The organism is Alteromonas sp. 38, from assembly GCF_902506055.1.
Lineage (GTDB): Bacteria > Pseudomonadota > Gammaproteobacteria > Enterobacterales > Alteromonadaceae > Alteromonas > Alteromonas lipotrueae.
Window position 1 is genome coordinate 3,785,488 of the sequence record NZ_LR733300.1, and the last position, 22,676, is coordinate 3,808,163.

A 22,676-nucleotide genomic window follows, 5' to 3' on the forward strand; every position below is an offset into this window, starting at 1 on the left:
CAGCGCAACTACAAAGTAAGAATACAGCTAGCTAGTTCTCGGTTGCGGTACCTATGTACCTATACCACCACCGTGGGTAGTATTGTGTTTTAAAACTTCGAATAAATCTTTATCATGCGAATGAGAGCCATCACCATCGTGATCATGAGCTCCATTGTTACTAAATTGCTTATCTCTATGAAAAACACGATACGTCATCCCATTTTGATTACCCCGATAAACGTATATTTGCATGGAATGGGGATGATCTGTCACGGGTTGAGCACCTTCTGTTCCGTGTTTAGGGTTATCTAAAGTCGGTATATAAAGAACCGTAAAATTTCCCGTTTCATAAACCTGATAGCAATTTCCGCTATAGCTGATGTCGTCAATATTATCTTTGTCAATTCCACTAGCGCCTGTAAATCCAACACTTATATTAGGTTTTGGCGTGTTTTGGCTTTTTGATTCGAACCTACAAGTATTTTCAAGCGCTAAAGCACTGCCACTTTTATCTAAAATTAGCGCTCCAAACCCGTTTATTCGTTGTGATTGAAGGGCGTCATCCGCCCCGCGAGTATCTATATCATTACCTAAAAATTCGACGTCATAACTAGCAGTAATTTTCGATAGCATGCACTCTGCATCGTCATCGTTGCACTCTTTATTTTCATGTGAACAACCAAGTAAGGTTAAAAGTAATAATGTCAGTCCTACGGTTGATATCATTTTTTTGAATAAAGTCATTAGGGTCCGCTCCTAGTTATTGACTAATTAAATTGTATTAACCCACTGTGCAGTGGTGTTTTTGTTGTATTGTTGTAGCCCGACACTTCAAAATCGTATACTCCTGATTCAAAGTGCTGTAATCCCATGTTTATGAAAATTTCGCTTGTAGAAGTTAAATGTAAAGCGCTTGTCGTGAACACTTGCTCTCCTTTTTGATTGGTTAACGTGAACCCATATTTGGGATAATCAAATTCAGGTATTTCAGTATCAACGTAAATTGCAAACACGAGCTGGCTGACCGATTGAGTCACCTTAACCGCATCAAATTCTGAAGCTCGAACATTCGCCATTTCCAAGCGATAAACATTTAAATCGGAATTTGGTGCTAAGCGCTGAGAGGTATTGAACGGCGTTGGCATTAATAAAACGAGAATCAATGAAGCGGCGGCTGCCCAAAGCGGAATTGGCTGCTTCCACACGCGAGGTTTGCTTTGAATAGGCGTTACCTTATCTACGCTGTTTGCTTGCATTCCCTTGTACAAACGCTCTGTAAGCTCTAGTTGATCTAAACACGCTTGGTTAGACAAAAAATAAGCTTCAAACTCCGCTTCTTCACTCGGTGTCATTCTACCTAGCACATACCGTTCTATTCTTTCATCTTGCTTCACTACGCAAACTCCTAACCATGAATACTCTGGGTCTATTGTTTGTGAAATGCCTATGCTCTTGCGTACTAACGTCTTGTGCACTAACTAGGCCAAACCTCTCAGTGAAATTCATATCAGTTATCTTCCATTACCGCTAACCACAGCGTTTTAAACCGCTGTTTGCAGCGATAAAGCACATTGTCGAAGTTTTTAGCGTTAACATTTAGTTCGTTACAAATCAGACTTTTATCTTGTTCATGTATATAGTAACGATGGAGTAATTCTCTATCTCTCGGTGTATTCAACTCTTTAATAACCGTTTGAACAAGCAAGCCCAAGTTATGTCGTTCTAATACATCCTCGGGCGATTGTGTTAACGGGCCAGAATACTCAGACTCCAACGCTTCCCCTATACCCGTTTGTTGGCGCTTAACGTCACTTTTTCTAAAATGCATCAGTAGCTGATTTTTCGCCGTCTGAAGAATAAACGCTGACAACTTTGTGGCATCTCGTAGTTCATTATTCCTAATACGTTCAATGACGATGCGCCACGTTTCTTGGCTAATATCTTCAGCCAAATCAGGGTCGTGACATTTTCGCCTAAGCACAAAGCGTAACCCCCTTTTATAACGCTCTATCATTTGTAATTCTGCGGCAGTATCTCCCGCTAAAATCCCTTTCACGATAGTGGCTGCAATATCGCTCTCAGACTCAGTCATGCCGCGTTACCATGCAGAACAAATCCCGCCCAGTAATAGGGCGATCGCCACGGGCGAGTTCCATTTTTTCTTTTGTGATTTTTCACCGCCACTTTCGCTTTTTCTAATGCTTCAGAGATGGGTAATTCGTGTTGTAGTAAATAACGATAAAACTCCTTCATCAGCTTCGCTGTTGCATCATCTTGTACTTGCCACAAACTGCCTATAACACTATGTGCTCCAGCTTCGATGAAGGCGCGGGTTAAGCCAAGCATGCCTTCGCCCTCTATCAAGTGTCCTTGGGTAGTTTCGCAACCACTTAACACAACAAGTTGGGCCTTTAGCCTAAGCCGCCTGATTTCCGAGGCAAACAGCAAATTGTCGGCACTTGAAGCGTTTGATAAAACGAGTCCACCCAATTCAGGCACTTGATTATTTGCTAGCCCATGTGTCGCCATATGTAAGATATTAAAGGTAGATAAATCTAATTCTGCTAACGCTTGTTTACTGGCTTTACCTTTATTTAGAAGGGTTATCGGTTGAGCAGAGAACTCGTTTATGTAACTTGCCTCTTTTGCTGTATAAGGCAATGAGGAAGACTGAAAACCATAGACTAGCGGGCTGCTTTGGTCTTTTGGCATAGTCTTCATTAAAGGGTCTGCCACAACAAGAATACTGCCTTCATCCACAGCCGTAGCGTAATTATCTCTTCTCGAATCTACTATGTTTTGTAAAGAATGTTGATAGCTTACTGACCACCCGCTCTGCGCGGGGGAAGATGTTGACAGTAATGAAAATGGTAAACGGGTTAACGCGCCATCCGGTATTACAATTAAGTTCGTTTTGCCTTTGAATAGATACTCTGCATTGCTAGGAAAAAGTGTATTGCGTAGCTCTGCCACCTCTTTACGCATTTTACGCAAAGGCAGTTTTTGCGATATCACATTCAGTACAGCGTCCACACGTTCACTAAAAAAACGCTCATGTTCACTCTTAAAGCTTACAATCTGCTGCTGATCAATAAACCACAACCTAGACTCCACTTCTGCGGTATCAATAAATAACACCACGTCATGCTCTGTTAAAGACTGCTGAAGTTGGGCCAATGATTTGGCCGAAAATTTAGCGGTAGACTGCGGAACAACATAATTGTCACTCTCAAGCTGATATAACGCTTCTGACAATACCCGTATTTCTCTGATGGTCTGTTTTCGCTGCTGTGTTTCAATTTGTGTACTAAGCTCAATCAATTTCACCTGCTGTTTTTGATTGAGCTTTTTTTGTTCACGTTGAATGTCGTTATTAGTATTGTTGTCGCGGTAAAGCCCGTACCCTATGGTTCGTGATCGCGCCCCCTCAGCAAGTAATAAGCTCTGCTCTGCCGAAAGTGAGTTATCAACACGAACCAGCAAACTGACCACCTTCTGGTAGGTAGAGAAATACCCCCTACGTAAATCGGTTCGCTTTATTTTTGAAAAAATGTCGTTGATCTGCTTGCTAATATCACGGCCTATTTGTAGTGCAAGTACTGGGTCGAGATGGGCTACTTCATTGGCATAGGCATATGTACTTTCTAACTGTGACAACGTGGAGCGCGTTTGAATAAGTTTGCTCATTCCTTTGTTAAAATAGGTCTCAGCACTTTTAATGTTACCCATGGATGCATGCAGCGTGGCCATTTGTATTTGTGCTAAGCCGATTGACCGAATATCTTGCGTTTGCATCAGAACATTTAACGCATTTTGCTGATATTTCATTGCCTCATCTTTGCTACCAAGTAACGTAAGGGCATGCGCTAGATTTGAAGCAGCAATAGCATGCTCGTAATCCGTGGCAATTCCATCAGTGTTAAACAAGTAACTCTCTATCCGCTCTTTCGCCTGTTGATGCTCTCCAAGTTGCATGTTGAGTAAACCAACAAAAAAGTCGATTTCACTCGCCCCCTTTGAAGCATTCAATTTAAAAAATCTGCGCTTTGCTATATCAAACGTATCCTTCGAATAAATATACTGCCCCGTTGCCTGCAGAAGCTTCGCTTTTTCTACATTAGCCCACGCATCTAAGTATGCATGCTTAAACCTACCGCTTAGCTTTAGCGCCTGTGTAACATGATGATTGGCTTGCTCGATATTGCCTAGTTGTCGATACACACCCGAGAGTTTGATATGCAAGTTCGTGATTGCGTAGTTATCTGAAACTTGGGTTGCTAATTTCTTGGCGAGAACGTATTGCTGCATGGCGTTGTTAAAATCGCCCGTGTGATAAAACAGCCATCCTAAAGAGGTCATGCTTTTAATAGCATTTGACACATCACCTTGTTCCAAGAAAATTTTGCTGGTTTCTTCAAAGGCCGTTACAGCATTCAAATAGCTTCCTTTTTCAATTTCTATTGACGCTTCTAACTCTTTCGCCTCTGCATACAACAAGGGATAGTGCCCAGAATTTAGATGGCCGAACACAATGCTTAAGTACGCCACCGCGGTATCAAATTCACCTTTTTCATAAATATAGTGACTCGCTAAGTCATTATGAATTTTAATAAGGTAGGATTGAGGAATAGATGTCTGCTGTAAAATACGTTTCAGTAAATCAGCTTGATTGTCGTATTCTCCAAGGTAGTGGCTCACTATGGATTGCATATAGGCACTGAAAACAATGAGAGAGTGATCTTCTAACGATGTTGCAATATTCTCTGCTTTTTCATAGTGCGAACGCACATCATGTAAGGCTTCTTTATACTCCATCTCTGCAAGCTGATTTTCTGCCGCAGACCACGTTAAGGAAGCGAATTGAATGGCATTGTAGAAATTCCTATGAGCATCCAATCCGGTACCAATTGCACTAAATAAGATATCGCTGCGACCTTGCGTTGGCGATGATGCCGAAGTATCTATTTCAACGTAACAAATGACACAGTCGTTCGCATCGAAGAGTAGGTATTCAGGTTGTCTATAGGCGGCTGGAATATCAAGAGTGAGTAAGGGCTTGCTAGTTTCATATTCATCGCCATAAAGCGCTAAGCGAACATTTGCTGCTGATTGCGTTGCTTTAATAAGCACTGTCACACCCGACGTAGGGATAACTCTAAACGTTGTTTTTTCATTAAGGCTTACTTGGAAATTCGCCGTGGTAGCGTCCGATACTGTCACGGTGGGAAGCAATGTATTTTCTTCCGCCCATCCAGAAAAAGAAAACATATAAAGCATAGAAATAAAGAAAGGAAAACCACATAGCAAAGCTAGTGATCTTTTGATGAAAGAGACGCTTGGAGTTTCCATACATGCTTTTACGCCACCAAAGTATCGTTCAAAAAATACACTAATTTATTTGAACACTCAAGTCGCCTCATACTAGCAGGCCTTATTTACCTAGCCTTGGATTTTTCTTTTTTCCTCTAACGAACTGCAATACGCCTCTAAACGAGTACTAGTGGAGATCATTCTCGTATAAGCCTGCAATATCAAATACATTCAGAACCTAATATTCTTGTCATAGCGAATCACTGCAAACATGGCTTTTAAAAAGGCTCATCGATAGCTTTGCTTGGTTCAGTGAACCACACTGCGCCAGTGTCAGATACATAAAAGTGATCTTCCAAACGAATACCAAACTCGTTGGGAACCACTATCATGGGCTCATTGCTAAAGCACATACCTGGTGCCATAAGGTGTGGATTATCCTTCACCAAGTATGGCCACTCGTGAATATCCATACCAATACCATGCCCTGTTCTATGGGGCAAACCAGGGAGATTATAATCTGGGCCTAAGCCATCGGACGCTAAACTGTCTCGGGCGGCCTTATCAACATCGCCACAGGGTACGCCTGGTTTTACTGCATTAAATGCGGCGTACTGCGCGCGTTTTTCACTTTCCCACATCGCCTTTTGCTTCACCGTTGGCTTACCAAAGCAGTAGGTTCGCGTAATATCAGATAGATACCCATGAACTTTGCAGCCGGTATCAATAAGCACCAAGTCGTTTTCTTCTAATATTTGTGGGTCTTTTACCCCATGTGGAAATGACGTTGCTGTACCAAAAAGTACAATACAAAAGTAATTGCCACTGGCACCCACTTTTTTGTGGGCATCATTGATAAAGGCTTCTACTTCTGTGGTAGTAATCCCTGCATAGAGCATACTGGCTGTAGCTTTATGCACTGCAAGGGTCATATCCATAGCACGCTGTATAAGCGCAAGTTCGTTGACCGATTTGTGCATTCGGCAGTGGGCAGTAACCTCTGCGCCATTAATAATACTGGCGCCTTCAGGGAGTGCTTTATTAAACCCATCCACAACGAAGAATTGGGTCGATTCATCTACCGCGATTTTCTTGCCACCAGCAGTATCAATTTCACCCAGTAAATGAGCAATCAGTGCATAAGGGCTTTCATGCTCTTGCCACCCAATAATGTCGCCGTTAATCACTTTACGCTCTTCAAGGGAGTCAATTTCAAAGTAAGGCGCTACATAGATGATATCGCCAGAGGCAGGAAGAATAGCGCCCACTAAACGCTCGCTGGCATACCATTGCATGCCCGTAAAGTAAGATAAGTTAGTGCCGGCATTAAGGTACAGCGCACCAATACTATTTTGCTGCATATATTGCTGTGCTTTATCTATGCGAGTTAAGTATTCACTTTTTTGAATAGGCGCTACATCGCTAGTCATATTTGAAAGACTGCCCAGTGCTTCTTCCTTTGTTTTCCCGCCAATAAGTGTTGTCATAACCTGCCCTTATAATTTTATACGTCGATAAAGCAGTTGCACTGTACAACACTGAAGCAAAAAGTCGAGAAAGCCAAATAAAAGCTTATTCGCTGATCAACGAATAGGCATGTTAAACCTAGGAAGGCGTTAAGTTATTTATCTCCCACCTGCTTGGGTAACTTAAGCGTAAACGTGGTATCTAGGTCGCTCGATTCTTCCATAGGAGCAAGTGCTAACGTCCCTTGCATTTTCTTCGCTAAATTAGAGCAGACAGACAACCCCATTCCAGTTCCTTTGCCAACATCTTTAGTCGTGAAGAAAGGGTCAAAAATATGTTTTCGACTTTTTTCTGCTATTCCCCCCGCGTTATCCGAAACATTTATTAGCACAAACTCTGGTTTTTCCGCGACTGCGACCTTTATAATTTTCTGCTGAGTTTGCTTATCTGATGTAGCGTGAGCCTGAATCGCATTTTTAATCAAATTTGCAATTATCTGTTGTATGAAGCCTTTATGAGAAGTTATCTGAATATCACTATCAATCACTAGTTGAACCTCAACGTCTTCTTTCAATTCATATTTGAGCATTCGAACGGTTTCTCTGGTTACCTCACTGATGTTTAGCAACTGATTCTCAAGTGACTCTTTTCGAGAATAGCTCCCCAAATCACTAATGATATCCCTTACCCTCAGTAAGCCTTCTTTCGAATCATGAACAAGTGCTTTAATGTCTTCGGTCACAAAATCAATATCACTGGTTTGTTTAAAGCTTTGTATTGACTGGGTGATCTTCTGGTTTACTGGCTGCTCAATCTCGTTAATGGATTGAATGAGCTGTTCATGCAAATCCACCATGTGGATTAACGTTTCCACATAATGGTCGAGGGGGTCGAAGTTGCTAATAACAAACGCTAACGGGTTGTTTATTTCATGGGCAATCCCTGCTGCCATGTGCCCAACAGACGCCATCTTTTCTACATGAATTAAATGATCTTGGGTCGTTTTTAGCTCGGCCAAAGTTTCTTTTAAACGCTGATAATGCGTGGCCATTCGCGATTCTGCAAATCGCCTTTCTAATATTATTTTAAGCTGTAAAGAAGCATCACGCATAACGTTTAGCTTCGTGGTAGATACGCTATCTAGCGCTTCCTCGCTTATGAAACAGAGAATGGAAGCCAAGTTATTGTTGTAAACAATTAGCGGAAATACCAAATAGCTCACTACTGGGTTTGGCAACATGTCAATTAATGACCGCATAGGCGCAAGCTCTGGTGATAAGTTAACCACGGGGGCTTTACATTGCAGGGCTAGGTTGATGATGTATTGCTTTGTATCATGGTCTACTTCATCAAGTTGGCTCTGGCTAATTGAGGGCTGTGATGTGGGTACACAGGTAACTTTAGCGGGAGTAACCACTAAACCACTGTGCCCACCACAAAAATGCAGCAACGTTTCCGCATAGGATGCGATTAATGCCTGAATATTCTGTCGTTGATGGGAAAATCGATTCACCGAGGTGAGCATATTCACTTGCGCATCTTTCTCTATTAGATGCTTATTAGCAATGCTAATACGCTTAATAATGCGAGCAATTTTACGCTGTACAAACGCAGCGTCCTCCTTATTTAAGCGGATAACATCGTCCACATCGGCCCTATTCATTATTTGGCTCGGTGTGGTAGAAACGGCATCACTCACGCAGATAACCAAGGTGCTACTATGCGATGCTAATGACGTTCGCACATAGTCTACTATTTCTATGCTGTCTGACTCACTTTGTGCATCATTAATATGGAAGAAGATTTTGTCTGGCGTATTGGAACGCAGTGCTTTTTTTAGTTTTTTGACTGATGAATAACAATGAGTGACAAGGCCTTCGGGTAAAAAATCAGCCAACTCAGATGGCGCGTTAGTGTATATCATTGCCATTTTAGGCAGATTAGAATTCACCATACAGTTGAAGATTTCATCCTTTTGCTCTATCTATTCTTAATAGACTTATAGTTTGTTTTTACCAAAAGGAGTATTAATAATTCTATGAAAAATATCGTGCGCTTAATCTATTTAAGTTCGGCAACCAGAGATATGTCGCTCTCAGATATGAAAGATATCTTAACTGTTGCCCGTAAAAACAATCAATCGCTTGGGATTTGCGGAATGCTTTGCTATGACAACCGCTATTTTGTGCAAGCTTTAGAAGGTGAGCGCGAAGCGGTTAATGAATTATTTTTCCATATTTCAGACGATGCTCGACACTCTGATGTCATTATCTCCAGCTACGAATATATCGATAAACCCACCTTTACAGAGTGGAATATGGGTTATGCTGGCAGTACGCCAATTTTTACTGAGTTACTCGCTCGATTATCGCAAACCGAGTTTGAACCAACCAAACTTCCACCAAAGCAGATATACGCTTTGTTAAGACACCTTTCAGCCCATCAGCAAACGGTTTAGTTTTAACGACATTTCGCATTTTTGAGCGGCTGTTCGATAACAAGGTTTATGGATTTACGTTAAGGTTTACGTCTTGCCTCTGACTCCATCCATTGAAGAACACTTTATACCTCAACGGTTGTTTTTAAACTGGGGTAAAGATTGAAAAACTCACACCAATGAGAAATCGACATGGTGTTGTCATTCTTATCTACGTTAGTTGGCGGTAAGCCTTTTAAGTGGCTTGCTCCGGTGTACTTAACGACCTGCATGTCAGCGGCCAATGCTCCTTGTATACCCGCTTCTGAGTCTTCAATAACCAAACAGTGCTTAGGCTTGACGCCCATCTTCGATGCGGCAAGTAAGAATATATCGGGGGCTGGCTTCCCATGTAACACTTCGGTACTTGTGGTAATACGCCCTTTAAAAAAAGAACGAAGCCCTGTTTTTTCTAGCGCAAACGCAACCCGCTCTGGGCTACTGCTAGTCGCAATGCAGCTTCTGACATTCAAGTGCGCGAGCACACGGTTAAGCTTGGGAGTAGTTTGTAACTCTTCAGCAAACACCTGTAACAACGCCGTTAAATAATTATCTCTGAACTCAGCTGGAAGTGAAATGGTGAAGTCGGTTAAAATCTGCTTTTGTGCAGATTCATAACTTTTACCTAAAAAATGCTCGTCAAAGTAAGCACTTGAAACCACTACACCTAAGTCGGCCAACATGGCAATGATTACCCGCTTGCATAGCACTTCGCTATCTACTAACACCCCATCACAGTCGAAAATAACGAGCTGAATGCCTGTACTGTCAAGGGAGATTTTACTGCTACCCATTTGATAATCCTTGTATATTTCGTCCTTAAAAACGTGCAGGCTACTCTTGAATGCAATAACCCGCACATCAACTAAAAACGAATTATGCTACACGCTCTTCGCCCCAAGAAAGTGAGGGAATAGTTACGCCACCTTTGTCAAAATGCATAATTTTACTTTCTGCAGCAGTTAAGTTAATCCTATCGCCATAGCTCACCGGACAATCACCGTCAGCTTTAACCGTGAGCGTACCAGCGCCTTCTACATGCACATGTAAAAAGGTTTCAGAGCCAAGGTGCTCTACTACGCCTACCTTGCCTGACCACAACCCTCGCTCTTGGGTAATTTTTAAGTGTTCTGGTCGCACGCCAATGGCATGTGTGTCGTCGCCAGCTTTAGGCATCACATCAATGAAATTCATTTTTGGCGAGCCAATAAACCCAGCTACAAAGCGGTTAACTGGCTTTTGATATAGCTCTAGCGGCGTGCCTACCTGCTCGATAATACCGCCATTAAATACCGCAATACGGTCAGCCATAGTCATGGCTTCAACCTGATCGTGCGTAACGTAAATCATGGTGGTATCTAAACTTTTGTGAAGCTCTGAAATTTCCAAACGCATGTTAACCCGAAGCGAAGCATCGAGGTTAGATAAGGGCTCATCGAACAAAAATGCCGAAGGTTGGCGCACAATAGCACGGCCAATCGCCACACGCTGACGCTGCCCACCCGATAGCTGACCAGGCTTGCGATCAAGATAATCGGTTAGGTTCAGCATTTTTGCGGCTTTTTCAATTTTTTCGTCAATCACTGCAGGGGCAACTTTTGCGCGCTTAAGCGGAAACGCAATATTGCTGCGCACAGACATATGCGGGTACAACGCGTAAGACTGAAATACCATAGCCAAGCCACGTTTCGCTGGCGGCATATTCGTGGCATCTTCACCATCAATATCTATGTTGCCGCTAGTCGTATCTTCAAGCCCTGCAATCATACGAAGTAAGGTAGATTTACCGCAGCCCGATGGCCCAACAAATACAATGAACTCACCGTCGCGGATATGTAAATCTAGCGGCTTAATAACATTTACGTCGCCAAAGCTTTTTGTCACTTGTTTTAAAGTAATGCTTCCCATTGGAATACTCCTACTTAACCGCGCCGAAACTTAATCCGCGCACTAATTGTTTTTGACTGAACCAACCAAGAATGAGGATTGGCACCACAGCCATCACAGAGGCTGCTGATAATTTCGCGTAAAATAAGCCTTCTGGGCTTGAGTAACTGGCAATAAAGGCAGTTAGCGGGGCTGCATTCGCGGCGGTAAGAATGAGTGTCCAAAATGCTTCATTCCACGCCAAAATAACGTTGAGCAGCAAGGTTGACGCAATGCCGGGTAAGGCGATTGGTAGTAACACGTGAAAAATCTCTTCTTTAATGCCCGCGCCGTCCATTCGTGCCGCTTCAAGAATTTCATGAGGAATTTCTCTGAAATAGGTGTAAAGCATCCACACCATGATAGGTAAGTTAATGAGGGTCATTACAATTACCAAACCTAAGCGTGTATCTAGCAGACCGAAATCACGGAACAACAGATAGATAGGAATTAGCACCCCAACCGGTGGAAGCATTTTGGTTGATAACATCCACATCAATAGGTTTTTAGTTCGCTTAGTTTGCACAAAGGCCATCGACCATGCAGCCGGAATAGCAATCAGCAGTCCCAGCAAACTTGACCCTAATGAGATGATCACAGAGTTCATAAAGTGATCGAAATAAGGTGAGCGAGCTAACACATCTTTGTAGTTCTCTAGCGTCCACTCAAACATAAATAAGCTTGGCGTGGCTGAAATCGCTTCAGATTCCGTTTTAAAGCTGGTGATCATGGTCCAAAGAATAGGAAAGAAAATCATCCCACTGATGGTCCACGCTAAAATGGTGTAAATAACTTTTGATTTATTCGTGCTGTTCATTACCTAGCCCTCCAAATTCTTGCCGATAAGGCGCATTAAGAAGATGGCAACAATATTGGCAATAATGACTGCCACAATTCCACCTGCTGAACCGCCGCCCACATCAAACTGAAGTAGCGATTGGGTGTAAATTAAGTACGTAATATTGGTAGAGGAATAACCTGGGCCACCACTCGTAGTAACCAGAATTTCTGCAAAAATAGACAGCAAGAAAATGGTTTCAATAAGAATGACTGCGGTAACTGCCCGTGATAAATGCGGCAGCACAATGTAAATAAATTTACTGAACGGGCCGGCACCATCTAAATCCGCCGCTTCCAATTGCTCTCTATCTAACGATTGAATAGCGGTAAGTAAAATTAGCGCTGCAAACGGCAGCCACTGCCACGACACAATAATGATGATTGAAAGCAACGGAATTTGTGCAAAGAAATCGATAGGGGTTGCACCAAAAAACTCGGCAAGGTGAGCAAACAGCCCGTTTACCGGGTTCATAAACATGTTTTTCCACACCAATGCGGAAACCGTTGGCATAACAAAAAACGGTGCCAATACCATTATGCGGACATAGTTTCTGCCCCATATGGCTTGGTCGAGCATTATGGCTAAACCAATACCGCCGCAGATGGTAATAAACAGCACACCGCCGACTAGCAATAAGGTATTGAAAAATGACTCTATAAAAGCAGGATCGGTAAGAAAAAACTCGTAGTTCAAAAAGCCTATGTATTCATTATCGCCAGGCATGAGCAAGTTATAATCTAAAAACGAGAAATATAACGTCATGCAAAGCGGAACAATCATCCAAGCTAACAGCAAGGTGACCGAAGGAAACAGCATCATTTTGGCTAGGGTACGAGATTGGGTAGTCGCCATTGCTAAGCCCCTTACAAGTGAGAAAAGTGGGTAAGTGCACCTTGCACCTACCCGTAGTTAACGTTTTATTATTTTGGGTAACGCGCTTTGCGCATGGCTCTTTCAACTAGTCGCTGAGAGCTTTGAAGTGCTTGGTCTACCGTCATGCGGCCCGTTAGTGCTGCACTAAACTGCTGACCAACTGCTGTTCCTATGCCTTGAAACTCAGGAATAGCAACAAACTGGACACCCACATAGGGCACTGGCTCCACCGTTGGATTTTTTGGATCTGCAGAGTTGATAGAATCAAGGGTAATTTGCGCAAAAGGTGCCGAATTCATGTACTCAGGGTTTTCGTAAAGCGACGCTCGCGTACCTGGAGGTACATTCGCCCAGCCTTTCTTTTCAGCCACTAATGCAGAGTATTCTTTTGAGGTAGCCCAGCTGATGAACTTCATCGCTGCATCGCTCTTCTTACTGCTAGAAGGAATAGCTAATGTCCATGCCCACAACCAATTTCCGCGTTTACCTAGGCCGTTATCCGGTGCTAGTGCGAAGCCAACTTTATCGGCAACTTCAGAATCTTTCTCGTTAGTAACAAAACCACCAGCAACGGTTGCATCAATCCATATACCGCATTTACCGGTTTGGAACAGCGCTAGGTTTTCATTAAAGCCGTTCGCTGATGAACCTGGAGGGCCGTATTTCTCCATTACATCAACATAGTATTCTAAGGTGTCTTTCCATGCTTTGGAGTCAAACTGAGGCTTCCAGTTTTCATCGAACCAGCGGGCGCCAAACGAGTTAGACATAGACGTTAGCAATGCAATATTTTCGCCCCAGCCCGCTTTACCACGAAGACAAATGCCATAAACACCTGCGTCTTTGTCGGTCATTGCTTCGGCTGCTTCACGGATAAATTTCCATGTAGGTGCTTTTGGCATTTCAAGACCGGCTTGGGCCATTAAGTCAGTGCGGTACATCACCATTGAGCTTTCGCCGTAAAACGGTGCTGCATAGAGTTTGTTATCTACTGACAGACCACTACGAATAGCAGGCAGTAAATCTTCTACGTCATAATCAGCACCAAGGCCATCAAGCTCTTCCAGCCAACCTTGGTTACCCCAGATAGGTACTTCATAAGTACCTATTGTCATGACATCGTATTGGCCGCCGCCAGTGGCTACGTCGGTAGTGACACGTTGGCGTAGAATGTTTTCTTCCAGCGTTACCCACTTTAAATCAATACCTGGGTTTTTCTTTTCAAAGTCGCTACTCAGTTCTTTCATGGCAATCATGTCGCCATTATTTACCGTTGCGATGGTAATAGTTTCAGCTTGCGCCGCCGTGGTTATCACCAATGCACTGGCAATCACTAAAGATAATTTTTTCAACATCGGGTAGTTCCCCTTTAGGTTTTGAAGGGTATGACTTCCTCCTCCCCTTCATTTTCGATGGGGATAAAAGTCATACTCGTTTCATTACTTAATGTTTTGGTTGGTTTGAAAGCGTCAACGTTTTAGATAAAACCGCTGACGCTGTTGAACGTTTATTAAATTAGAACTTCACTGAAATTTCAGACGTGATGCCGTCGAAGCCAGTGCCAATTTGACCGCCTGAGTTAACGCCTTCATCTTGATTAACGTATTCTACTTTCCACAAGGTTCTGTCGTTAATCCAGTAACCTGCTGATACCTGTAAGCGGGTTACATCGTTATCAGTTTGTTCAATAAGGTCAGAGGTATTTTCTGACTCTGCGTAACGTGCAGCTACGTAAAGCTTCTCAGGAAGAATATATTGCTGGGCTTCTAGCGCCCAGTACTGCACCGATGAATCGCCTTCAATCACTTGGTTTGAATCAAAGGTTGTACCGGTTGGGTCTAACACGCCACCGGTACCAAAGTAAGTAATACCCGCCACCGCGTTACCATCGGAATCGGCAAAGGTGTAGTCGTCAGACGCTTTACCCAACATTACAATAACACTCGTTTGATCAGACGGTTGGTAAGCTAAGTTCAATTGCATAATTGACTGGTTCAAGCCTGGCAGTGCACCGACATGGGTGTCACGCTCACTAGATGCAGAGGCTGAAAAGTTATAGTTTTCGCCATCGCCGAAACGATAGTTAGTGGTCGTAACGCCATCAAGGCTTGCTACACCATCAGCGAATACAAGCTGGTCGCCCTGATTAGCTTGAAAAACGTTTAAGCCGACTTTGAACCCCCCTTTAAACTCAAGGGTACCTTGCAACCGATAGTTGTAGCCTCGGTCTTCTTGGAATGCTTCGCCGAAGCTAGACGTAGTCATGTGACCCGCCACGTTGTATGAACGAAGAATGCCGCTGTCAAAGGTTTCGGTGTAGCTCAACTGAATACCGTTTTCAGCTGTGGCGTAGTCGTTAATTCCATTTCCAATTAACGCGTTACCTTGGTTGTCAGCGCCATCTTGGAATCCTTTGAACTGAAAAGGAGATGCGCCAATGTTACCTACACGCAAAATAAGGCTTGAATTCTCTTTTTGATAACCCGTAAGGCCAAACATATCAAACTCGATGCCAGCGAAATCTTGGTGGAACGAGAAGTCTCTGTCGCCATTATTACCAAAGTCATTAGGTTCTTCAGCAATATCGATATCGGCTGTGATGTTGTCGGTAATTTTAAACTTGAACATCAAGTTAACACGCAAACGGCCAAAACCATCTGACTGAGTCTCATCCTCTGGGCGAAACGCGCCGTCTTTTGCTTGAATAGCCTGATAGTTCTGCATAGCGAGAAAATTAACTTGAACACGACCATCTAGAAACTCATTAGGTTCACTCGGCGGCACATACATAGGTTTTGCTTCGCTTAATTCCTGAGCCACTACAAGTGACGGCGCCATGGCAGCCATAATCGCTGATGCCAGTACGCTTAACCCTGCAATTTTAAAATTAGATCGAGAAGTCGCTTGTTGAAGCTGGTTATTTTCTAACATGGTGAACCCTCAAGTTTCTATGTTCGGTTTTATAAAGTGATTGGAATTTTCATCAGACTCGTGTCTGCGCATATTCTCTGTTCGCTATGAGCAAAAACCGTTGGGACAAATCAAATCGGTCATACGCTCAACATTGGGGCATATGACCATTTTTAAAATTTAACGTCAACAACTTTTTTAACAAATAGTTTTCATTTATATTTCAAATAAAAATAAACCATTTAAATTCAATTAGATAACAAAATAAAATCCAGATTACATTTACACTTAATGTAAACACTACCAATTAAGCTAAAATGAAAAACGACTGAATTTTGTTATTGAAAGTGCATATTTAGAAAGGAAAACAAAGAGCAAAAGATAACAATGCTAGCAATAAACCAAATTAGATCTTAAACTTTTGACCGTAATAGAGGATATTTTCGAAAGGTTTTTTTTAGGTGCATAATATTATGGTAGGACGAGGGTGAAGAACGACATCATGATTTAGACCATGAACGACACCATGCTATTTTGAAATTGAACTAGGTTTTGTAACGGGCTTTCCGGCAGGCGTTCTGTTTGGCTTCTGCCTAGGTGACAACTACTCGAATCAACGTAGAACAGCCGCAATAACTCTATTGCGCCCCGCATCTTTTGCTTTGTATAAGGCGTTATCTGCACGTCTGAATGCGTGAACGATATCGGTAGCGTTTTTACATATTGTCCAACCTATACAAGCGCCAATTTTTAAACCGCTAAGCTGCTGAAGGCTCAATGCATTAATTTGCGTGTGAATATCGGCTAGCGTATCGCTAAAACGCTGTTCACTTACGTTTTGTTGAATGATGGCAAACTCTTCACCACCAAATCTACCAGCGATACATTGCTCACTATTCAAAGGTCGCAGTATATTCGCTATTTCAATCAATACCGTATCACCTGCATCATGCCCAAAGGTGTCGTTTATATTTTTAAAATGATCTAGGTCTATCAGTGCCACAGCAATATGATGATTATCCGCCTCGGATGAAAAGCTGGCGTCTACGAATAAGTCGATGCTTCTTCGGTTTGGTAAGTTCGTTAACCCATCGTTAGCAGCCAGCTTTTTTAGCATCTCATTTGATGCGCGTAATGCTTTTGTCCGCTCTTGAATTAATGCTTCAAGTTTCGACGCCTGCTCGCTTTTTAATAATGCGTTGGCCTTCTCGGTATCTCGCTCTTTTTGAACAATCTTCACGAACAGCCGAGACGCTAATATCACCATGAACATGCACGTGATCAATACACCAACCATGAACGTGGTGATGGGTTCTAATTGAAGGTCAATACCGAAAAGGGCTATAAGCACGAGTGAAAAGGCACTTAATACTACAGGAAAAACTGTCACCGCCAGCCACTTGGCCCTGTCGGAACCATTTTTGTGTTCTTTGTAAATAACAAAGCTTGCGAAAATAACAAAGGGAAACAGTAAAATAACGGGTAAACGTAACGCTTCATCTAACCCTATGTAGTGCCATACCAGCAAGCCGAGAATAGGCAAGATTAACCCGCAAACGTTAGCAAACCTCAAGCCATACACAGTCCTATTCGGGCGCTTCAAACTAGAAAAAACGGTCCATCCTGCCGTTAATACCACGGCGTAAATACTCCCTGCATAAGTGATATCATTTAACTGGGGCGTGTTTGGCCATAAAATTTCAAACGCGTAACCAAATACCCTAAAAAACCAAAATGATGTGGCAAAGATAAAAGCGGCAAAACTCAAAAATGCCACCTTTCTAGTAATAGTAAAAACAACCAAACTAAGAATGGTTAGTATCGACATAGCCCCGAAAAATGTCATATCACGCTGCAGCGTGTCGACATACATTTTGTTCACCTTTTCGGGGGTGGCAACAAAAAAGTTATAGCGCAGTATTTTACCTTCCATATAACCATAGATTTGCATTTTATCTTGGGCGGGAAGAATGAACGGGAAATGGTAGTTAGGTACCAGCACTTCTCGGCTTGAAAATCGCAACGCGTCGCCGGTTATCCATGTGTTGGTGCCATCTGACACGTACAGATGCTCAATCGAAGGAAAAGTGATAGAAAACCAAAGGGGAACGGGCTGATTAAGTGCATTTTCAATGGTCACCCGAAAGTGCAAATATTGATGGGGTTCGCGGCTTATTTTACTCTCGTCATCTACCCATAATTCGTTTCCTACTAGGGTATCACCATCAGCAACTGCAAATTCTATCTGCCCAGCTAAATCGTACTCTAACGCCTTATCTTCAAATAAAGCAGTGCTATAGCAAGCTGTACTTTGCATGATAAAAAACAGTGCGAAAAGCATAGGCATAAGCCTAACCATGTAAGATCCTTATACAAACAACACACACTTTAAAATAATAATATAGGTGTGTTTAATACCTCAGGTACATCAATAATCATCACGTCCGTCATGAAATAAACCTATTTCTGCAACATTAAAAGTATATCACTAAAGGTTTGCTTTCAAACGCTGATTTCACATATCAAAATGCGTGGCCACAATGTTTTACACCTAGTTTGGTGTCTACTTCTAGTGAACTGTAGAAATACTTTTATGCGCTTCGGTGATCTCCCAGCTTTGCTTTCAAACCACCTAGGCTATATAACACCTGAGATGTTTCGGCCTCACTTCCTAAAGAAGTCGCATTTTTTAAAGCCGCTTGATATGCCGTTATTGCACCTTCGTAGTCACCTGAGCACCCAATGCTAGCCCAATATAGCTCGTTACAATACTCAAGCTTTTCTTATCATTTAAAGCATAGAAAATACGCTCTCCACGAAGGTAGTCATTTAAGGCCAATGGGTAGTCGGACAAATTGTAATAGGAATAACCTAGCTGTGTGTAAACATAATAAGCCGGTTGTTCAAATTGCCCCTATAAATGTCCACGTAGATACTTCGCTTAACTGTGATGAAGTATCAGCTAGTCGCACTGCAGTGAACCACCTCGTTTCTCTGGGGCATACCAAGATAGGTATTGTGAACGAATTAGTTGGCCATGCTGCTGGTGAATGGCGTTATCAGGGCTATTGTGAGGCAACCCATTCGCGAACTGGGTTTTAGAGCCGCAAAAAAACTTATTGAAGAGCAAGTACTTAAACGCCATGAACCACAACAATACACTTTAGATTGTGAGCTTATTATCCGAAGTTCATGTGGTCCATTGCTGTAATTTAACCGCACAAAAAAGCCGGGCGATTTCTCGACCCGGCCGACAAAACGGGAATGTATTTAATCTACTTCAATCTCGCCTTCTTCAATTGCTACTATTCTGCGTGCTTCTACATAGGTTTTAATAGCCCATAATGTCTCTTGATCTAAAATAGGCTCTGATTGTCCCTCGGGTATACCCCCTAATGCAGGCATGCCTTTTGATGAACCAAAACGAAGTCGCTCAACGTACCATTCATCGTCTTCCATACTTTCTGGATCGAGCAAACGCAAATCGGGGTTTATGCCACCTGACTGCGCATGCAAGCCATGACATACGGCGCAGTTATTAGAATAGGCTGACTCACCAAATTCATACACTTTTTTGTGTGTCTCTTGGTCTAAATTACGATAAGGGTTTTCAAACACCCAGCCATCTTCAGACTCATCACCATCGGTAATTTTTTGCATTTCAGAGCTGTCAGCGCCTTGTGGCGTCACGTTGCCATGTGCAGCTAACTTGTGGGCCGTTAGGGCCAGAAAAAGCGTTGTAATTAAAAGGGATACTTTAACTTTCATCATTCATACATCCTCGGAAGCTGATGAAAAAATTATACTTAATGTGATAATTGCGGTAACTCTACTTTGGTTTTGAAAGGCTCCTCCTTTGGGAGGATAAAGAGGAAATCAAACATAAAAAAGCCGATACCTTTAACAGTATCGGCTTCAATTGTACTTATAGGTGGTTAGTTTTTAGCTACTTGCTCGTAGCGTTTAGGTAACTTAAATGTCCATACCGTGCCACCTTGGTTAAGGTGTTTAACCCGCTTAGCTACTTCACCGCCCCATAAAGGTACTGCGCCGCCCCAGCCAGATAGCACAGACACATATTGCTCGCCTTCCATCTCCCAAGTTACAGGTGAACCTACAATGCCTGAGCCTGTTTGGAACTTATAAACCATCTCTCCGGTTTTATCGTCAAAGGCCATTAAGTAGCCTTCTGGATTCCCTGTCCAGACCAACCCGCCGCCAGTGGTCATCACCCCACCCCACAGCGGCGCAAAGTTATTATAACGCCACACTTCTTCACCAGTTTTAGGGTCTATGGCGCGAAGTACACCAATATAGTCTTCATTGACGGATTTGATGGTAAACCCAGCACCTAGGTAAGCTGCGCCCTTTTTATACGAGGTGGTTTCGTTCCAAATATCCATTTCCCATTCATTGGAAGGTACGTAAAACAAACCTGTATCAGGTGAATACGCCATTGGCATCCAGTTTTTTCCACCTAAGAAAGCAGGACGAGCTACAACCTGTGCACCTTTCTTACCGTCGTCCGACAATGATGGGTTACCTGGGCGAACATCTTCAATATATAGCGGTCGTCCATTTTCATCTAAGCCTTTGGCCCACGTTAATTTATCTACAAATGGAAAGCCTCGGATGAAATCTCCATCCTCACGGTTCAATACATAAAAGAAACCATTTCTATCGGCTGTTGCAGCGGCTTTCACTGTTTTGCCAGACTCTTCATAGTCAAAGGATATAAGCTCGTTTACACCATCAAAGTCCCATCCATCGTGAGGCGTGGTTTGAAAGTGCCATACAATTTTGCCGGTTTTAGGGTCAATTGCTAAACGAGATGAAGAGAAGTAGTTATCGCCGGGGCGAAGGTGTGAGTTCCACGGTGATGGGTTACCTGTACCAAAAAATAACAGTCCTGTATCAGCATCATAAGTGCCGCCTAGCCAAGTTGCAGCGCCGCCAGTTTTCCATAAATCTGCAGGCCAAGTTTTACCCGCCTCGCCGCCAGAAATACCATTCTCGGTTTTTTTGCCGTCTTTCCACATATACCCCATGTGGCCTTCAACGGTAGGTCTAACCCACACTTGCTTGCCAGTTTTGGCGTCAAAGGCATATACCTTGCCCACAACACCAAACTCGCCGCCCGAATTCCCTGTGATCACCATGCCATCAATAATAATAGGCGCGGCAGTAATAGAATATCCGGCCTTGTAATCTTCTACCTTTTTCTTCCACACGGTTTTGCCCGTGTCTTTATCAAGTGCGACTAATTTGGCATCCAAAGTACCGAATATAACCAGGTTGTCGTAAAGGGCAACGCCACGATTAATTACATCACAACAAGGCATAATGCCATCGGGCAAACGGGCTTCGTACTGCCATAACTCTTCACCAGTCATAGCATTAATGGCCCAAACTCGAGAGTAAGAGCCCGTGACATACATAACGCCATCTTTCACCATAGGCTGAGACTCTTGGCCCCGCTGCTTTTCGCCGCCAAGTGAAAATGCCCAAACTGGGCGAATTTCTTCGATAGTGTCTTTGTTAATTGCAGATAGTGGGCTGTATCGCTGGGCGCGCAACCCCATGCCATACGATACGATATCGTCTGTAGTGGCTTGGTCGTTTTGTATATCTTTGTCGGTCACGTTAGCTTGAACGGGGGAGATTGCCCCCGCACAAACCAATAAAGCTAAGGCAATTCTTTTTAATGGTAGTGGTTTATTCATAACGTTTCCTAATTGCGTATTGGCCATGAATGGATCTGACTTGCAGACTATTCGATAGAATTAGAATAGCGGTGCCCGATGGGCGTGCCTATGGAACGGCTGAGTGAATTGTCCCCTCCTTTAGGAGGAGGAATTAATAGGAAGCATGCCCAAAGCACTTGAGCAATTTGAGGAACTAGAGCTCGATTGCATAGTAAGCAGGCATTTCATAGGTGGCATGATACTGACTGAAAATCTGCGCCATTTTTTCGGTCTGTACCATCTCGGTAATTACATCACCAACTTCATACGCGAGGGTTCGGTAGTCGTTATGTACCGCAATACCTAAATCCCACTTCTGCTTCCCTATCAAGGGGAACGCATTACTAGCAAGCTTAAATTTCGCGTTATCAACAAATTGAGACAAATAACTGATTTGTGTTCGAAGCCCCATTACCGCATCAACATCACCTTTTTTCATGGCATCAATGGCGAGCTCATTACTGACATATTGCGTTGTGTTATCTCGTAACCTTCCGCCAAAGGCCGAGGTGAGGTAAAAATGAGGAATACTGTCAATTTCAGCGCCAATCTTATGGTATTGAAACACCGCCATGGTCTCTACCTCTGGCAATTGTTCTGTGTTGTGAATTATCTGCCAACTTTCTTGTTGATACGGTGCGAACATGTGAACTAACTCATTCGCTAGCAGGCCAATATCGTCCCGTTTTTGGGAAAAAGAACGGTCGTAGGGAGCACGCATCATTAAGTCAGCTTTTACTTTGTGAATAATGTGCCCTTTCCATAAAAAATTACGAAAATCATCTTCCGTCGTTTCTCCCGGGGTCATCCAAGTTAACACTAGTTCAACATTGAATTTAGCAGCAATTTCTTTAGCTATATCAACATCTATTCCTTTCGCTGAACCCGCTTCCATGTACGAGTAAGGTGGATAATCAATATAAACCGCGATATTAATCTTCTTACTTTCGATAATGTCATCAAAAGACCGAGCAAAAACACTGGCACTTAATACACTCAAGCTTAAAAGTATGAAGGGAATAAAATAAAAGGTCCGCAAACAAGTCACTACGAGAAACTCTCTTGACGCTAAGTACTTTCAATACTAATGCGCAGACAGGCATTCACGAATGCTACTTTAGCGCCATAGCATTCCTCCTTTAGGAGG

Annotated in this window: 18 protein-coding genes; 2 read left to right on the forward strand and 16 right to left on the reverse strand. The window is 42.9% G+C overall.

From position 1 onward, the window contains the following. Nucleotides 1-51 precede the first annotated feature (51 nt). From FLAVO9R_RS16400 to FLAVO9R_RS16425, 6 genes are all read right to left on the reverse strand, one after another. The gene (locus FLAVO9R_RS16400) at nt 52-726 is read right to left on the reverse strand and encodes a hypothetical protein (protein ID WP_126873085.1); all 675 of its coding nucleotides are present in this window, start codon (nt 724-726) and stop codon (nt 52-54) included. Between the two features lie 23 nt (nt 727-749). Next, entirely contained in the window at nt 750-1,376 is a 627-nt protein-coding gene (locus FLAVO9R_RS16405) for a hypothetical protein (protein WP_159533059.1), read from the reverse strand. A gap of 113 nt (nt 1,377-1,489) precedes the next feature. Further along, nucleotides 1,490-2,074, reverse strand: coding sequence for an RNA polymerase sigma factor (locus FLAVO9R_RS16410; protein ID WP_159533061.1), 585 nt, complete (start codon nt 2,072-2,074; stop codon nt 1,490-1,492). Then, the gene (locus FLAVO9R_RS16415; RefSeq protein ID WP_159533063.1) at nt 2,071-5,331 is read right to left on the reverse strand and encodes a CHAT domain-containing protein; all 3,261 of its coding nucleotides are present in this window, start codon (nt 5,329-5,331) and stop codon (nt 2,071-2,073) included. The genes FLAVO9R_RS16410 and FLAVO9R_RS16415 overlap by 4 nt, the downstream gene beginning before the upstream one ends. Before the next feature lie 239 nt (nt 5,332-5,570). Further along, nucleotides 5,571-6,779, reverse strand: coding sequence for a M24 family metallopeptidase (locus FLAVO9R_RS16420; protein WP_159533065.1), 1,209 nt, complete (start codon nt 6,777-6,779; stop codon nt 5,571-5,573). 134 nt (nt 6,780-6,913) lie between these two features. Continuing rightward, nucleotides 6,914-8,713 carry a sensor histidine kinase gene (locus FLAVO9R_RS16425; RefSeq protein WP_159533067.1) on the reverse strand — a complete coding sequence of 600 codons (1,800 nt, stop codon included), beginning with the start codon at nt 8,711-8,713 and terminating at the stop codon, nt 6,914-6,916. Nucleotides 8,714-8,797: 84 nt separating this feature from the next. Between FLAVO9R_RS16425 and FLAVO9R_RS16430 the strand changes: the two genes are divergently transcribed. Beyond that, the gene (locus tag FLAVO9R_RS16430) at nt 8,798-9,217 is read left to right on the forward strand and encodes a BLUF domain-containing protein (RefSeq protein ID WP_159533069.1); all 420 of its coding nucleotides are present in this window, start codon (nt 8,798-8,800) and stop codon (nt 9,215-9,217) included. Nucleotides 9,218-9,321: 104 nt separating this feature from the next. Here FLAVO9R_RS16430 and FLAVO9R_RS16435 read toward each other — a convergent pair whose 3' ends face one another. The 7 genes from FLAVO9R_RS16435 to FLAVO9R_RS16465 form a co-directional block, all read right to left on the reverse strand. Beyond that, entirely contained in the window at nt 9,322-10,029 is a 708-nt protein-coding gene (locus FLAVO9R_RS16435; protein WP_159533071.1) for an HAD family hydrolase, read from the reverse strand. 82 nt (nt 10,030-10,111) lie between these two features. Continuing rightward, on the reverse strand, nt 10,112-11,143 hold the full coding sequence (locus FLAVO9R_RS16440) for an ABC transporter ATP-binding protein (RefSeq protein ID WP_159533073.1): 1,032 nt from the start codon (nt 11,141-11,143) through the stop codon (nt 10,112-10,114). A gap of 10 nt (nt 11,144-11,153) precedes the next feature. Further along, nucleotides 11,154-11,978, reverse strand: a complete 825-nt coding sequence (locus FLAVO9R_RS16445; protein WP_159533075.1) for a carbohydrate ABC transporter permease — start codon at nt 11,976-11,978, stop codon at nt 11,154-11,156. A 3-nt stretch (nt 11,979-11,981) separates the two neighbouring features. Next, a complete protein-coding gene (locus FLAVO9R_RS16450) occupies nt 11,982-12,854 on the reverse strand; it encodes a carbohydrate ABC transporter permease (protein WP_159533077.1) in 873 nt (290 codons plus the stop codon). Between the two features lie 68 nt (nt 12,855-12,922). Continuing rightward, nucleotides 12,923-14,230, reverse strand: a complete 1,308-nt coding sequence (locus tag FLAVO9R_RS16455) for an ABC transporter substrate-binding protein (protein WP_159533079.1) — start codon at nt 14,228-14,230, stop codon at nt 12,923-12,925. 160 nt (nt 14,231-14,390) lie between these two features. After that, a complete protein-coding gene (locus FLAVO9R_RS16460; RefSeq protein ID WP_201299313.1) occupies nt 14,391-15,722 on the reverse strand; it encodes a hypothetical protein in 1,332 nt (443 codons plus the stop codon). 676 nt (nt 15,723-16,398) lie between these two features. Continuing rightward, nucleotides 16,399-18,144, reverse strand: a complete 1,746-nt coding sequence (locus FLAVO9R_RS16465; protein WP_159533081.1) for a diguanylate cyclase — start codon at nt 18,142-18,144, stop codon at nt 16,399-16,401. Between the two features lie 518 nt (nt 18,145-18,662). Between FLAVO9R_RS16465 and FLAVO9R_RS16470 the strand changes: the two genes are divergently transcribed. Next, a complete protein-coding gene (locus tag FLAVO9R_RS16470) occupies nt 18,663-18,887 on the forward strand; it encodes a hypothetical protein (protein ID WP_159533083.1) in 225 nt (74 codons plus the stop codon). A gap of 168 nt (nt 18,888-19,055) precedes the next feature. On the opposite strand, the gene pedF is transcribed toward FLAVO9R_RS16470, so the two are convergent. The 3 genes from pedF to FLAVO9R_RS16485 form a co-directional block, all read right to left on the reverse strand. Continuing rightward, nucleotides 19,056-19,556 carry a cytochrome c-550 PedF gene (gene pedF, locus FLAVO9R_RS16475; RefSeq protein WP_232370683.1) on the reverse strand — a complete coding sequence of 167 codons (501 nt, stop codon included), beginning with the start codon at nt 19,554-19,556 and terminating at the stop codon, nt 19,056-19,058. A gap of 164 nt (nt 19,557-19,720) precedes the next feature. Further along, nucleotides 19,721-21,508: a PQQ-dependent methanol/ethanol family dehydrogenase gene (locus FLAVO9R_RS16480; RefSeq protein ID WP_159533085.1), complete on the reverse strand. Its 1,788-nt coding sequence runs from the start codon at nt 21,506-21,508 to the stop codon at nt 19,721-19,723. 175 nt (nt 21,509-21,683) lie between these two features. After that, the gene (locus tag FLAVO9R_RS16485) at nt 21,684-22,577 is read right to left on the reverse strand and encodes a substrate-binding periplasmic protein (RefSeq protein ID WP_159533087.1); all 894 of its coding nucleotides are present in this window, start codon (nt 22,575-22,577) and stop codon (nt 21,684-21,686) included. Nucleotides 22,578-22,676 lie beyond the last annotated feature (99 nt).